The organism is Streptomyces sp. NBC_01716 (assembly GCF_036248275.1).
Taxonomy (GTDB): Bacteria; Actinomycetota; Actinomycetes; order Streptomycetales; family Streptomycetaceae; genus Streptomyces.
In genome coordinates this window covers 7,159,433-7,172,307 of the sequence record NZ_CP109181.1, presented here as the reverse complement: position 1 = coordinate 7,172,307, position 12,875 = coordinate 7,159,433, and the positions used below count along the sequence as shown (strand labels likewise).

General features: G+C 72.7%; 13 protein-coding genes and 1 pseudogene. 4 read left to right on the top strand and 10 right to left on the bottom strand.

Annotated elements, in window-relative coordinates; genetic code table 11:
* Nucleotides 1–69: 69 nt before the first annotated feature.
* The 5 genes from OIE74_RS31630 to infC all read right to left on the bottom strand — a co-directional run bounded on the left by OIE74_RS31630 (nt 70) and on the right by infC (nt 3,871).
* On the bottom strand, nt 70–1,311 hold the full coding sequence (locus OIE74_RS31630; RefSeq protein WP_329389714.1) for a sensor histidine kinase: 1,242 nt from the start codon (nt 1,309–1,311) through the stop codon (nt 70–72).
* A gap of 95 nt (nt 1,312–1,406) precedes the next feature.
* Nucleotides 1,407–2,246: a TrmH family RNA methyltransferase gene (locus OIE74_RS31625; protein ID WP_329389712.1), complete on the bottom strand. Its 840-nt coding sequence runs from the start codon at nt 2,244–2,246 to the stop codon at nt 1,407–1,409.
* Between the two features lie 150 nt (nt 2,247–2,396).
* Nucleotides 2,397–2,783 (bottom strand): 50S ribosomal protein L20, encoded by a 387-nt coding sequence (rplT, locus tag OIE74_RS31620; RefSeq protein ID WP_242571084.1) that lies wholly within the window; start codon nt 2,781–2,783, stop codon nt 2,397–2,399.
* Nucleotides 2,784–2,880: 97 nt separating this feature from the next.
* Complete coding sequence (gene rpmI, locus OIE74_RS31615) at nt 2,881–3,075, bottom strand: 50S ribosomal protein L35 (RefSeq protein WP_078078233.1); 195 nt, start codon at nt 3,073–3,075, stop codon at nt 2,881–2,883.
* A gap of 124 nt (nt 3,076–3,199) precedes the next feature.
* A complete protein-coding gene (gene infC, locus OIE74_RS31610) occupies nt 3,200–3,871 on the bottom strand; it encodes a translation initiation factor IF-3 (RefSeq protein WP_329392522.1) in 672 nt (223 codons plus the stop codon).
* A 445-nt stretch (nt 3,872–4,316) separates the two neighbouring features.
* Between infC and OIE74_RS31605 the strand changes: the two genes are divergently transcribed.
* Nucleotides 4,317–4,679 (top strand): DUF1844 domain-containing protein, encoded by a 363-nt coding sequence (locus tag OIE74_RS31605; protein ID WP_329389709.1) that lies wholly within the window; start codon nt 4,317–4,319, stop codon nt 4,677–4,679.
* Here the strand turns inward: OIE74_RS31605 and OIE74_RS31600 are convergent.
* Nucleotides 4,670–5,428: an SseB family protein gene (locus tag OIE74_RS31600; protein ID WP_329389707.1), complete on the bottom strand. Its 759-nt coding sequence runs from the start codon at nt 5,426–5,428 to the stop codon at nt 4,670–4,672. The two genes, OIE74_RS31605 and OIE74_RS31600, sit on opposite strands and share 10 nt — an antisense overlap.
* Before the next feature lie 77 nt (nt 5,429–5,505).
* On the opposite strand from OIE74_RS31600, the gene OIE74_RS31595 reads away from it, so the two are divergent.
* A complete protein-coding gene (locus OIE74_RS31595; RefSeq protein WP_329389705.1) occupies nt 5,506–6,225 on the top strand; it encodes a serine hydrolase in 720 nt (239 codons plus the stop codon).
* On the opposite strand, the gene mycP is transcribed toward OIE74_RS31595, so the two are convergent.
* Nucleotides 6,200–7,414, bottom strand: a complete 1,215-nt coding sequence (gene mycP / locus OIE74_RS31590; protein ID WP_329389703.1) for a type VII secretion-associated serine protease mycosin — start codon at nt 7,412–7,414, stop codon at nt 6,200–6,202. The two genes, OIE74_RS31595 and mycP, sit on opposite strands and share 26 nt — an antisense overlap.
* Nucleotides 7,411–8,223, bottom strand: a complete 813-nt coding sequence (locus tag OIE74_RS31585) for a hypothetical protein (protein WP_329392521.1) — start codon at nt 8,221–8,223, stop codon at nt 7,411–7,413. Before OIE74_RS31585 ends, mycP begins: the two co-directional genes overlap by 4 nt.
* A 975-nt stretch (nt 8,224–9,198) precedes the next feature.
* Between OIE74_RS31585 and OIE74_RS31580 the strand changes: the two are divergent.
* Together OIE74_RS31580 and OIE74_RS31575 are read left to right on the top strand one after the other, a co-directional pair.
* A pseudogene (locus tag OIE74_RS31580) lies at nt 9,199–9,351 on the top strand (helix-turn-helix domain-containing protein); the annotation flags it as partial.
* Between the two features lie 527 nt (nt 9,352–9,878).
* A complete protein-coding gene (locus OIE74_RS31575; protein ID WP_329389702.1) occupies nt 9,879–11,081 on the top strand; it encodes an amino acid deaminase/aldolase in 1,203 nt (400 codons plus the stop codon).
* Between the two features lie 8 nt (nt 11,082–11,089).
* Here the strand turns inward: OIE74_RS31575 and OIE74_RS31570 are convergent, their stop codons facing one another.
* Nucleotides 11,090–12,040 carry a DUF2510 domain-containing protein gene (locus tag OIE74_RS31570; RefSeq protein ID WP_329389700.1) on the bottom strand — a complete coding sequence of 317 codons (951 nt, stop codon included), beginning with the start codon at nt 12,038–12,040 and terminating at the stop codon, nt 11,090–11,092.
* A gap of 31 nt (nt 12,041–12,071) precedes the next feature.
* A complete protein-coding gene (locus tag OIE74_RS31565; RefSeq protein ID WP_329389698.1) occupies nt 12,072–12,875 on the bottom strand; it encodes a 3-oxoacyl-ACP reductase in 804 nt (267 codons plus the stop codon).

Below are 12,875 nucleotides of genomic sequence, written 5' to 3'. Positions count from 1 at the left end.
TGGCCGAGGACGCAAAGGTGCCAAGGATCGAGTCTAAAGGCCGTGCGGAGTGCGTAAGCCCGCCGGTGGTCAGGCCAGATAGGCCGGGGCGCCGACGGGCAGGATAAATCGGAACTGGGCACCGCCGCCGGGTCCGCGGCCGACGGTGATCGTCCCGCCGTGCGCCTCGACGATGCCCTTGACGATATACAGGCCCAGCCCCGTGCCACCGCGCTTGCTCCCCCGCCAGAAGCGGGTGAAGACGCGGGCCATCGACTCCTCTGGGATGCCGGGGCCTTCGTCGCTCACGGTGACCGCTGTTCCTTTCGCGCCGCCGTCGGCGTGGGTGTGCTCCGCGCCGCCGTGCTCCGCGTGCGGGTGCTCGGCATGTTTGACGTGGGCGGGTGCCACCTCGATGGTGACGGTTCCCGCGCCGTGGCGCACCGCGTTTTCCAGCAGGTTGCCGAGTATCTGGTCGATCTTGTCGGGATCCGCCCACAGCGCGGGCAGCGGCTGCTGGATACGGACGAGGAAACGGTCCGGGGACTGGCCGGACGCGGTGATGGACTGGATGTGGCGCCCCACGGCGGTGCCGATGTCGACCGGCTGGCGCCGTACCTCCAGACGTCCGGAGTCGATCCGGGAGATGTCGAGCAGCTCGGCGATGAGCCTGGTGACCCGGTTCGCGTCGGCGTCGACGGTCTCCAGCATCAGCCGCTTCTGGTCGTCGGTGAACCGTTCCCATTTGGCGAGCAGCGTCGCGGTGAAGCCCTTCACCGAGGTGAGCGGGGAGCGCAGCTCGTGCGCGACGGTCGCGATGAGCTCGGCATGGCTGCGTTCGGTACGGCGCCGGGCCTCGGTGCCGCGGATACTGACGACGAGCCTGCGGACGGGCCCCTGGGGGTACGCGCGCACGTAGCGGGCGGAGACCAGGACCTCACGGCCGCCGGGCAGCAGCAGATTGCGTTCGGGCTGGCCGTAGCGGGTGAGGAGACCGCCGTACGGATCGGTGAGGGCCCACCAGCGGCGGCCTTCGAGGTCTTCGAGGGGCAGCGCGCGCTCCAGGGGGGTACCGACGGCATCGGCGGCGACGACCGCCGTGATCCGGGCGGCGGCGGCGTTGAAGCAGATCACGCGGCCCGTCTCGTCGGCGACGACGAGACCGTCGGGGAGGTCGTCGGGATCGATCCCGAAGCCCTGACCGGGGTCCTGGCCGAGGCCGCCCGATTGGTGCGCGAGTGCTTCCCGCGCGAGGCCCGGCGGGCCGGTGCCGCCGGGACCAGGCCTGACGAGTCCCCGTGTGATGGCCGACCCGCTCGCCCCGACCGTCATGCCCGTATCCCACCTCTTCCGAAGAGCCCGGTGGGCCCCCGAGTTTCCGGTCACCCTACTCGTTCTCATCGCTCAAGGTGACTGCGCGGACCCCCTCAGCTCACAGTGCGGACACGCTGCGCGCGGGCCGAGGCGTAGAGACATACGGCCGCGGCGGTCGCGAGGTTCAGACTCTCGGCCCTGCCGTGGATCGGAACGCGTACGACAGCGTCCGCCAGCGCCCGCGTCTCGGCCGGCAGCCCCCATGCCTCGTTGCCGAAGATCCAGGCCGTCGGACCGCCCATGGTGCCCGCGTCGAGCTCGTCGTCCAGGTCGTCGTCGCCCGCGCCGTCGGCGGCCAGCACGCGTACGCCCGCCTCCCGCAGGCCCGCCACGGCCTCTTCGACGGGTACGCCGACGGCGACCGGCAGATGGAAGAGCGAACCGACCGACGCCCGGACCGACTTGGGGTTGTAGAGGTCGACGGACGCGTCGGTGAGAACGACGGCGTCGGCGCCCGCCGCGTCGGCGCAGCGCAGCACGGTGCCCGCGTTGCCGGGGTCGCGTACGTGCGCGAGGACGGCGACGAGACGGGGCCGCGCCCGCAGGACCGCGTCGAACGGCGAGTCGAGGAAGCGGCAGACGCCGAGCAGTCCCTGCGGAGTGACGGTCTGGGAGACGTCGGCGAGGACGGCGGGGTCCGCGTAGTGCACCCGCGCCCCGGCGGCGTGGGCGGCCTCGACGATGCCGGCGTACCGCTCGGCGGCCTCGACGGTGGTGAACAGCTCGACCAGCGTCGGGGCACCGTCGTCGCCCCGGTGCTCGACCGCTTCGCGTACGGCCTGCGGGCCCTCGGCGATGAACCGGCGTTCCTTGCCGCGGAAGGCCCGTCTGGCCAGCCGCCGGGCGGCGGTGACGCGCGGGGAACGCGGAGAGATCAGCTCGGGGGTGCCCATGGGCGGCGGCTCGCTTCTCGTGCGGACGTACGCGCGCGTGGCGGGCGACGGGGCGTACGTGCTGCGGTTACGGGTGGAACGCGCCGGACCCGCAGGCGGTGTGCCTGCGGGTCCGGCGGGAAGTGCTCTGCTCCGTGATCCGGCAGGGGATCAGGCGGCGGCCTTCGGGGCGTTGACGTCGCTCGGGAGCGCCTTCTGGGCGACCTCGACGAGCGCGGCGAACGCGTTGGCGTCGTTGACCGCGAGCTCGGCCAGGATCTTGCGGTCCACCTCGACGTTGGCGGCGTTGAGACCCTGGATGAGGCGGTTGTACGTCATCCCGTTCTGGCGGGCGGCGGCGTTGATCCGCTGGATCCACAGCCGGCGGAAGTCGCCCTTGCGCTTCTTGCGGTCGTTGTAGTTGTAGACCAGGGAGTGGGTTACCTGCTCCTTGGCCTTGCGGTACAGGCGTGAACGCTGGCCGCGGTAACCCTTGGCCTGCTCCAGAATCGCCCGGCGCTTCTTGTGGGCATTGACTGCCCGCTTGACGCGTGCCACTTGTTAACTCCTTGTAGCTGGGTCACTGGCGTTGGCGTGACCCGAGAACGGCGTGGTCGGTATGCGGCCGTGCCCCGCGCGACGGCGGGGCTCGCGCCTACAGGCCGAGAAGCTTCTTGGCCTTCGCTGCGTCACCCGGCGCCAGCTCCACCGTGCCGGCGAGACGGCGCGTCAGGGTGGACGGCTTGTGCTCCAGGTAGTGGCGACGGCCCGCACGCTGGCGAAGGATCTTGCCGGAGCCGGTCACGCGAAAGCGCTTCTTCGCACCGCTGTGCGTCTTGTTCTTCGGCATAACGCCGTTCTCCTCATCAGTGGCACTCCCCGCCGGTCGGTCGGACCGGCGGGCGGGAGCGTCAGATTGCTGTATATGGAACCCGGGCGGGACTCCGCGGGCCGCCTGGCCGGCGGCCCTTGTGTCACGCCTCGGAGGACGATTCGGCCGAAGCCTCGGCGGCGGCGTCCGCACGGGCCTTCGCGGCGTCCGGGGACTCGTCCACGTGGTCGTCGTTCGCGTAACCCTGGCGCTCCGCCTTGCGGGCCGCCTGGGCCTCGCGGGCCTCGGCCATGGCTTCGGTCTTCTTCTTGTGCGGGCCCAGAACCATGATCATGTTCCGGCCGTCCTGCTTCGGGTTCGACTCGATGAAGCCGAGCTCCTCGACGTCCGAAGCGAGACGCTGGAGCAGCCTGAAGCCCAGTTCGGGGCGGGACTGCTCGCGACCACGGAACATGATCGTGATCTTGACCTTGTCACCCTGCTTGAGGAACCGGACGACGTGGCCCTTTTTGGTGTCGTAGTCGTGCGGGTCGATCTTCGGCCGGAGCTTCATCTCCTTGATGACCGTGTGCGCCTGGTTCTTGCGCGCCTCACGGGCCTTCATGGCCGACTCGTACTTGAACTTCCCGTAGTCCATGAGCTTGCACACGGGCGGACGGGCGGTCGCCGCGACCTCGACCAGGTCCAGGTCGTACTCCTGCGCGAGCTCCAGGGCCTTCGCAAGCGGCACGATGCCGACCTGCTCGCCGCTGGGGCCGACAAGGCGGACCTCGGGAACACGAATCCGGTCGTTAATGCGGGGCTCAGCGCTGATGGATCCTCCTCAGTAGCACCACGAGACTGCCTGGCAGACAGCCACGTAACGTCTGTTTCGTCAGACCAACCGCGGGGGGAAACGAAAAATGCCCCGGACGGGACACAGGCGGGAGCTCCATGAATACCGGAACACCGCCGCGTCGAAACCGCGGGGCGTATCGGGTGGTTCCATCGTCCGTACGGAACGATGGTGACCACCTGACCGGTGACCCGCCACCCGTGAGGGCGGCCAGGTGGGAGAACGGAGCCTCCACTTGTGGGTCGGCACACGTGGCCGACCGGTCAACTACAGGATATCAGCACTTGGCACGAATGCTCACCGGCCGGAACGGGGCGGCCTCGGCCTCTGGTCTCGTCGGCCTCTGTCTTGTCGGCCTCCGGTGCGCACGGCCCCGTCAACTACGCTGAGGGCCTTTCCGCGCCCCCAGAGAGATGATGACCCGATGACCGACACACCCCAGTCTCCGTCGCCCGCCAGTTACGACGAGATGACCCGCGACATCGCGGAGGTACCGGCCGTCGAGGTGATCGTGACCGTCGCCGTCAATCTGATGAGCGCCGCGGCGGTGAAGCTCGGTCTCACGGAGGACGGCAGCGACCACAAGGACCTGGACGAGGCGCGCAAGCTGGTGCACGCGCTCGCGGGGCTGATGGACGCGAGCGCGACGGAGATCAGCTCCTTCCACGCGGCGCCGCTGCGCGACGGGCTGAAGTCGCTCCAGCTGGCGTTCCGCGAGGCGTCCCTGGTCCCGGACGAGCCGGGCCAGGGTCCGGGCGAGAAGTACACGGGACCGGTCTACGGCTGATCGCGCGGGACTCCCGGGGACTCCCGTACGAAGAGGGGCTCGCCCGGAGGTGTGACACCGGCCGGCAGCAGTGCCAGGTCGAGACCTCGCACCAAGCGGGCCCTCAGCACGTCGTGGGCCGCGAGCGCGGAGGCGATCCGCCGGACCGCGTCCCCCGGGGCTGCTTCCGGCAGCAGGACGAGTGCGAGGGTGCCGTCGGCCTCACCCGGGCCGAGATGGGCCCTCAGTACGGAGGGCTCGGCGGCGGCCACGTCCCTGACCGCGGCGACGACGGCCGGATCGTCGAGCGGGTCGGTGGTCGTACGGCCCTCGGCGAGCGCGAACAGGGCCGGTCCGGCCAGTTCGTACGGCACGGGCCCCGCCATGTCGATGACGACCGTGTCGGCCTTCTCGTGCGCCGCCGCGCTCAGCGCCTGGTGCAGCGGGACGGCGACGGGGCGCGCGCCCGGGTCCCAGCGGGCCAGCGAGGCGGTCGAGGTGAAGGCGGGCAGAGCGCGCCGGCCACCGGCCTGGAGCGTGGGGACGGCCATGTCGCTGTTCTTCTCGCGCCGCAGGCCCCGCGCGTCCGTCTCGGTCTCGCCGAGGACGGTGACGACGGGGACGAGCAGCCGGGCGCCCTTGAGGGCGGCGAGGACGCGCGGTTCGGCGGTCCGGTCGCCGGACCAGGCGGCGAGGGCTTCGGTGAGGACGGGGTCGGCGGTGCCGTCGTCGTCGGAGAAACCGGGGTCGGGAATGTTCTTGAGGGCCACGCAGTGAGCCTAGTGTCCGCGCTCTCGACGCCCCGCGCGGGCACCGGGCAGAATCGGCGGCGGACCGAGGGGGACATATGCGCGCTCCTGGCGAACCGCTCGCCGTCACGACCGGCGCGAACGTCACGTACGACGTCGCCGTCCGCGACACGGTCACCGGGCGCACCACGGCGTACCGCCACGCCTCCGGCCCGGCGCACCACACGCACCCCACCGCCAGCGTCGTCAAGCTCGGCATTCTCGCCGCCCTTCTGCTGCGCGCCCAGGACACGGGCCGCGAGCCGACCTCCCACGAGCGCGCGTCGGCCGCCGACATGATCGAGCGGAGCGACAACGACGCCGCCACCGGGCTGTTGAAGGTGGTCGGCGGCGCCGGGGGGCTGGACGCCGCCCACCGGCGCCTCGGGCTGCGCGAGTCGGCGGCGGCGGAGTCCTGGGGCCTCACGCGTACCACCGCGGCGGATCAACTGGCCTTGCTGGAGGCCGTGTTCGGAGGCGGGACGACGCCCTTGAGCGAAGGCTCGCGCGCCTTCATGGCGGACCTGATGACCCGGGTGGTGCCGGACCAGGCATGGGGTGTCTCGGCGGCGGGCGGCGCACCGGCGCTGAAGAACGGGTGGATGCCGCTGAGCGCCACCGGGCTGTGGGTGGTCAACTCGGTCGGCCGCGTCACCGCGGGGGACCGCGACGTCCTCGTGGCCGTCCTGTCGGGCGGTCATCCTACGAAGGACGCGGGCATCGCCCTGGTCGAGGCGGTGGCGCGGGCCACCGTCAGTGCGGCCGACGGCGACCGCTGACCGGTCCGCCGCGCCAGAGCACCACGGCGCCGGCCAGCAGGAGCGCACCGAGGCCGCCGGCGGCCGGGGCGAGCCAGGCGGCGGGCTCGGAGTCCCCCGAGGCGTTGTCGGGGCCGCGGCCGAAGTACTTCTTCGTGTAGCCGGTCGCCTTGTCCTTCGGATCGGCGGCCGTGGTGGTCGGCTTTCCGCCCGCCTTGATCGCCGCGGCCGGATCGACGATGCCGTAACCGGTCGAGTCGGAGCGGCCGTTGTCCGGGGCGTCACGTGCGGTGTCGGCGAGCAGCTTCTTGATCTGCGCCGGCTTGAGCCCGGGGTGGGCCGCGCGTACGAGGGCGACGGCGCCGGAGACGAAGGCGGCGGCGGCGCTGGTGCCCCAGCCTTCGTAGTAGCGCCGGTCGGGGTCCGCTATGACGACGTCGACACCGGGCGCGCTGACGGTGGCGTACCAGCGGCGGGTGGAGAACGCGGCGTGCGTGCCGTAACGGTCGACGGCCGTCACGGCGATCACGCCGGGGTAGGCGGCCGGGTAGGAGATGCGGTCGCCCTTCTCACCGCCGTTGCCCGCCGACGCGACGACGGCCGCGCCCTTGGACAGCGCGTACTGGACGGCGGCGTCCTCGCCCGGCTCCGGGTGGGCCGACTCGCTGTCGTCGCCGAGGGAGAGGTTGATGACGTCGGCGCCGTTGTCGGCGGCCCAGCGGATTCCGTCGGCGAGTGAACCGCCGCGCGACTTGCGGGCCTTGGCCCGGTCCGGGTCGGTGCCTTCGAGGATCACGCGGACCGGGAGGATCTTCGCCTCGGGGGCGATCCCGAGGACGCCGGACTCGCGGCCGGGGCCGTGTCCCCGGCCCGCGATGATGCCCGCCATGGCCGTGCCGTGGCGGGCCCAGGCCCGGTCGCCGCTCCCGGCGCCGAAGCCGATGAGGTCCTTGCCGGTCAGGACCTGCCCGGCGAGGTCGGGGTGGGTGGGGTCGACGCCGGTGTCGAGCACGGCAACGGTGATCCCGTCGCCCTTGGTGGTGCGCCAGGCGTCGTCGGTGTGCATCGCTTCGAGGGCCCACTGCTGGGCGCGTATGACGTCCGCGTGGGCGGGCGTCGCGGGGACGGCGAGCAGGAAGGAGGCGGCGGCGAGCGTGGCCGCGAAACGGTGGCGGCGGGACGCGCGCCTCGCGCGCGGGGGCGTGGTCATTCGGGCCGCTCCGTCGCCTTGCTCGCTGTCGTACGCAGTCCGCGCTCGACCCCCTCGGCTATGCCCTTGGCGTCGTGGCCGAGCCCGGACTGGGCCGCCGCGGTCTTCGCGCCGTCGGCGGTGGCCTTGTCGACCGGCTGCGGGTCGGGGACCTGGCGTCCGTCGGCGAAGCCGGAGACGGCGTACACGACGACGGGGGCCTCGGTGAGGACGTTCACCGTCCAGCTCGCGCGCTGTCCGTCGCCGAAGCCCGCGGCCACGGTGCCCTTGACCGGATAGGTGCGGGGCATCAGGTCGGTGCGTTCGCCCAGTTTCTCGTCGGTGAACCGGGCGTCCAGGGCTTCCATGCCCGCCGGTTCGGCCTCCGTGAAGATCATGCCGACGGTGGTGACCGTACTGCTGGTGGCGTCCACGTAGGTCGCCCGCAGGACCCGCTGGCAGCCGACCGGGCGCAGCGTCTTCAGGAGGAGCGGGTCCAGGGCTCCCGTACAGCCGCTGTCGGGTGCCGCGGCGACCCTGGTCCAGGTCCGGTCGGCGCCGCCGGGGCCCGCGCCGTCGCCCTTGAGGGTGCGCGGGAAGAACGTGTCGACGGGGGTGCTGTGCCAGAGCGAACGGAGCGGTGCGTAGCCGGCGCCCGTGGCGGGGTCGGCGGACGAGTCCCCGGTCAGCCAGCTGCCGGTGACGGCGCCGCCGATCAGGCCGAGGCCGAGGACGACACAGGCGATCGCGGCGGCTGTCCTGCCGGGGTGGCGGGCGGGGACGGGGCCCAGCCGGGTGGTTGTGTCGGCGGTGGTTACGGGAGGCTCCACCGGCCAGCGGTAGGGCGGCGGCGGGAGCGGCCGGCCGCCGGAGGGGGCGGGCCCTCGGTACGGCGGGGCGGGCGGCCCGGCCGGGCGGCGCGGGGTCTCGCGGGAGATCTGGTAGCCGGGGGGCGGCGGCGGGAGCGGGATGGGCCTGCCCGTGGCCGCTGATGTCGGCGCCGACGGCGGTGGCGGTGTCGCGGGCGGCCGGACGGGCCGGGGCGGTACGCCGCCGGCGGGCGGCGCCGGGGGTACGGCGCGGAGGCGGGCCGTGTCCTCGTCGGGCGGCACGGTGGACCGTGGGCCCGTTCGCTGCGCGGGCGGTCGCTGTGGGGGCGGTCCGGACGGTCGCGGGGGTATGCCGGGCGTCCCGCCGGAGGACCGGCCCGATGCCCCGGCGGGCGCTCCGCCCGGCGCTTCCGTGGGCTCGGTGCGCGGCTTCTCGGTGCGGTCGGATCCGGTGGCGTCGTCGCGACCGTGGGCGGGCTGTGCGAGCGGGGGTCCCGACGGTGGCGGTGGGCCGGCGGGGCGGGGCGGCAAGGGCGCGCGCCGCGCTTCGGTACTCATCCGCCCCCCTGTGATCACGGCCTTGTCCACGGCGGATCGCCGGACGGGGCAGGCCCGTTCGTCGCCGCGTGGGCGTCACTCTACGGGCTGGAGAGCACCGCGCGGGAACAGGTCCGCAGGTCGGGGCGGATCTGACCAGAACGTCCCCTGGGCCATGTCCGACAATGGGCGTGGTCCGCCCGCAAGGCGGGACTTGCGCCCGCTGCGGGGCAGCCGATGTCCCGTTGGCGCGCGCGATCGCAAGGCGGAGGATCCGCGTTGCGGATGGCCCGGCCGTACTCGGCCGACTCCGACGACGCGGCGGGCACCTCCCGTGCCCCCTTGATCACGAGCGTTGTTGACACTGGTCGGGCTTGATCATGGCGAAGACCTCCGGTGTGGTGGAGCTGTCTAGGACCGCACCACTCGGAGGTCTTCGTGTCCCACCGTAATGCCCGGCTGACTGTTTTCGGGAGGCGGTTGCTGGTCGAGCGTGTGCTTTCCGGTCGCCCGGTTGCTCATGTGGCGGCCGAGACGGGTGTCTCGCGGCCCACGGCTCACAAGTGGGTACGGCGGTGGCGGGAGGAGGGCGCCGCCCGCCCGCAGGGCGGGGCGCGCGGCGTCCGGTGCGTGCGATCGCAAGGCGGAGGATCAGCCCCGTAGATGGACCGGACGTACTCGCACGACTCCGACAACGCGGCGAGGTGCCGTGCCAGACACCGCGGGCCAGGCGGGACTTCGAAGACACGGCCTGGTAGCCCCGTCCGCCCGCAGGGCGGGGCCGGCCGCGGCCGCGGGGCGGCCGATGCCCCGTTGGTACGGTGCCTCGCAAGGCGGAGGATCGCTCTCGTACTGGACGTACTCGGATGCCTTCGAGAGTGCTCCAACGCGGTGAGACGCCGTGCCAGGCGTCGCGCGCCGGGCGGGAGTTCGCAGACACGGCCCAGCGCCGGCCGCACGGCGGGCGGGCCGCAGGGCGACCGGTGCGTGCGAGCGCGAGGCGGGCATCCCGTGCCCGAAGGGCTACGGGGCGGGCGTGCGTGCCGGACCCCGCGAGTCCGGCAAGACCCGAAGGACGGGCCCTACCGTCGGGTAGGCCCGTCTGGCAAGCTCGGAAGATGACTCCCCGCGCCGCCGACCGGGCCCGGTACGACCGGGCCACCGCACATCTGGACGCCCCGCTCGCCGTCGTCGATCTCGAAGCCTTCGACGCCAACGCGGACGATCTCGTCCGCCGGGCGGCGGGCAAACCGATCAGGGTCGCCAGCAAATCGGTGCGCTGCCGCGCGCTGCTTGAGCGGGTCCTGGCACGCGACGGCTTCGCGGGCGTCATGTCGTTCACGCTGGCCGAGTCGCTGTGGCTGGCACGTGCCGGTTTCGACGACGTGCTGCTCGCCTATCCGTCGGTCGACCGGGGCGCGTTCGCGGAGCTCGCGGCCGATCCGAAGCTCGCGGCCGCCGTGACGGTGATGATCGACGATCCGGCGCAGCTGGACCTCGTCGATCTGTCGCGGGCGGGCGGCACGGAGGAGATCCGGGTCTGTCTGGAGCTGGACACGGCGCTCCACATGTTCGGCGGGCGGGTCCGGATCGGTTCCCTGCGCTCACCGCTGCGGGAGCCCGCGCAACTGGCCGAGCTGGCCAGGTCGGTCGTCCGCAGGCCCGGTTTCCGGCTGGTGGGGCTGATGGCGTACGAGGGGCATGTCGCCGGTGTCGGTGACTCGGTCGCGGGCCGCCCGCTGCGCTCGCGCGCGGTGCGGCTGATGCAGTCCGCCGCGCGCAAGGAACTGGCCGAGCGGCGCAGGGCGGTGGTGCGCGCGGTGCGGCTGGTGGCGCCGGAGCTGGAGTTCGTCAACGGCGGCGGCACGGGCAGTGTGCAGCACACCGCGGCCGAGGACTCGGTCACGGAGATCGCCGCCGGGTCGGGGCTGTACGTGCCGCGGCTGTTCGACAACTACAAGTCCTTCAGGGGCCGTCCGGCCGCGCTCTTCGCGCAGCCGGTGGTGCGCAGGCCCGGTGTCGGCGTGGTCACCGTGCTCGGCGGCGGCTATCCGGCGTCGGGGCCGGCCGGCCGGGACCGGCTGCCGGAGCCGTATCTCCCGGAGGGTCTGCGGTACGACGCCCAGGAGGGCGCGGGCGAGGTGCAGACCCCGCTGCTCGGCTCGGCCGCCGACGATCTGCTGATCGGCGACCGGGTCTGGTTCCGGCACGCGAAGGCCGGCGAACTGTGCGAGCGCTTCGACGAGTTGGTGCTGATCGAGGGTGACCGGGTGACGGCGACGGTGCCGACGTACCGGGGCGAGGGCCGTACGTACCTCTGAGGCACCGCTCAGGAGGGGCCGATGGAGCTGCCGACGCCGCCCGTGCTGTCACCGATCGTCCGGATGCCCTTGGTGATCGTGTCCATTCCGCTGACGGGCGGGCCCTCGGGCCCCGCGTCGAAGGCGAACCGGACGACGACCAGTGATCCCGCGCCGATGGCGGAGGGAAAGGCCAGCGACTGGACGTAACCGCCCTGGCCTTTGCCCGTCGTGACCTTCCAGCGCACCAGATAGCCGGTGCGCCCGGTGACGGAGACGGCCTCGGACTTGACGACGGTGTGCGAAGTGACGTTCCCGTAGGGGGTGTTGCCGATGGTGTCCTCGTCGTACAGGGCGTCCGACGCGTCCTGGATGTCCTCCTTGGCGAGGGCTTCGGGGCTGTCCGCGTCGGTCTGGGTGGCGGTGGCGGACATGACCCGGCCGTAGCGGCAGTACCGGTTCGTCTCGCCGGGGCACTCGCGGTCCGCCACGGTCGTCATGGTGACCGCGCGGTCCACGAGGCTGTCCGACTTCTCCCAGTCGTCGGGGATGGGCAGCGTGATGCCGTTGAGCTGGTCGACCAGGACGTCGGGGTCGGCGCTCGGCTCGGCCGTGGGGCTCTCGCCGGTGCCGGCCGTCGGTCCCGGCGCGGGCTCGCCGGTGGTGGTGGTGGGGGCGGACCGGGGCACGGTCGTGGTCCCGTCGTCGCCGAGGAGCGTGACACCGACGACGATCGCGGCTGCGACAAGCACGCCGACTCCGGCCACGGCGAGGCCCCGCGCGCGACCGCCGCCCCGGCCGCCGGCCGGCCCGGGAGGCACCGTCGGCGGTTGCCGGTACGGCTGTTGGTACGGCCCCGCTACAGGAGCCGTACCACCGAGCGGCCGGGTGTGCGCGGTCCAGGCGTTCCCGTCCCACCAGCGCTCGGTGCCGGGCACGCCTTGGTCCGCGTACCAGCCGGGCGGCGTCGTCATGCTCATTCCGCCACCCTAAGAGCCCCCGGGGGCGGCCCTACAGAGGGGTCACGTACGCCCCGCCGATACCGCCGTCGACCATGAAGTCCGTCGCGTTGACGAACGACGCGTCGTCGCTGGCCAGGAACGCCACCGCCGCGGCGATCTCCTCCGCCTCCGCGAACCGCCCGCCCGGGATGTGCACCAGCCGCCGCGCGGCCCGCTCCGGGTCGCTCGCGAACAGCTCACGCAGCAGGGGGGTGTTGACCGGCCCCGGGCAGAGCGCGTTGACCCGGATGCCCTCGCGGGCGAACTGCACGCCCAGCTCACGTGACATGGCGAGCACGCCTCCTTTGGAGGCGGTGTACGAGATCTGGCTGGTGGCCGCGCCCATGGTCGCGACGAACGACGCGGTGTTGATGATCGAGCCGCGCCGCTGCTGTCGCATGTAGGGGATGACGGCCTTGCAACAGAGGTACACGGAGGTGAGGTTGACCTCCTGGACCCGGCGCCAGGCGTCGATGCCCGTGGTGAGGATCGAGTCGTCCTCGGGGGGCGAGATGCCCGCGTTGTTGAAGGCGATGTCGACACTGCCGTAGGTGTCGAACGCCTTCTTGAAGAGGGCGTCGACCTGTTCCGCGTCGGTGACGTCGACCTGGACGAAGACGCCGCCCACGTCGTCGGCCACCGCCTTGCCCGCGCTTTCGTCGATGTCGCCGCAGACGACGTGCGCCCCTTCGGAGGCGAGCCGGTGCGCGGTGGCGAGACCGATGCCGCTGCCCGCGCCGGTGATGACGGCGGTGCGGCCGACCAGCCGGCGGCAGACGGGAGTCTCGGCGCTCTGGTTGATCTCGTCGGGCAT

What these genes read in the sequence shown, in the direction of transcription:
- OIE74_RS31570 (WP_329389700.1), bottom strand. Translation starts at nt 12,040, where the DNA reads ATGAGCATGACGACGCCGCCCGGCTGGTACGCGGACCAAGGCGTGCCC.
- OIE74_RS31565 (WP_329389698.1), bottom strand. Translation starts at nt 12,875, where the DNA reads ATGCCCGACGAGATCAACCAGAGCGCCGAGACTCCCGTCTGCCGCCGG.
- OIE74_RS31605 (WP_329389709.1), top strand. Translation starts at nt 4,317, where the DNA reads ATGACCGACACACCCCAGTCTCCGTCGCCCGCCAGTTACGACGAGATG.
- OIE74_RS31575 (WP_329389702.1), top strand. Translation starts at nt 9,879, where the DNA reads ATGACTCCCCGCGCCGCCGACCGGGCCCGGTACGACCGGGCCACCGCA.
- OIE74_RS31625 (WP_329389712.1), bottom strand. Translation starts at nt 2,246, where the DNA reads ATGGGCACCCCCGAGCTGATCTCTCCGCGTTCCCCGCGCGTCACCGCC.
- rpmI (WP_078078233.1), bottom strand. Translation starts at nt 3,075, where the DNA reads ATGCCGAAGAACAAGACGCACAGCGGTGCGAAGAAGCGCTTTCGCGTG.
- OIE74_RS31630 (WP_329389714.1), bottom strand. Translation starts at nt 1,311, where the DNA reads ATGACGGTCGGGGCGAGCGGGTCGGCCATCACACGGGGACTCGTCAGG.
- OIE74_RS31595 (WP_329389705.1), top strand. Translation starts at nt 5,506, where the DNA reads ATGCGCGCTCCTGGCGAACCGCTCGCCGTCACGACCGGCGCGAACGTC.
- mycP (WP_329389703.1), bottom strand. Translation starts at nt 7,414, where the DNA reads ATGACCACGCCCCCGCGCGCGAGGCGCGCGTCCCGCCGCCACCGTTTC.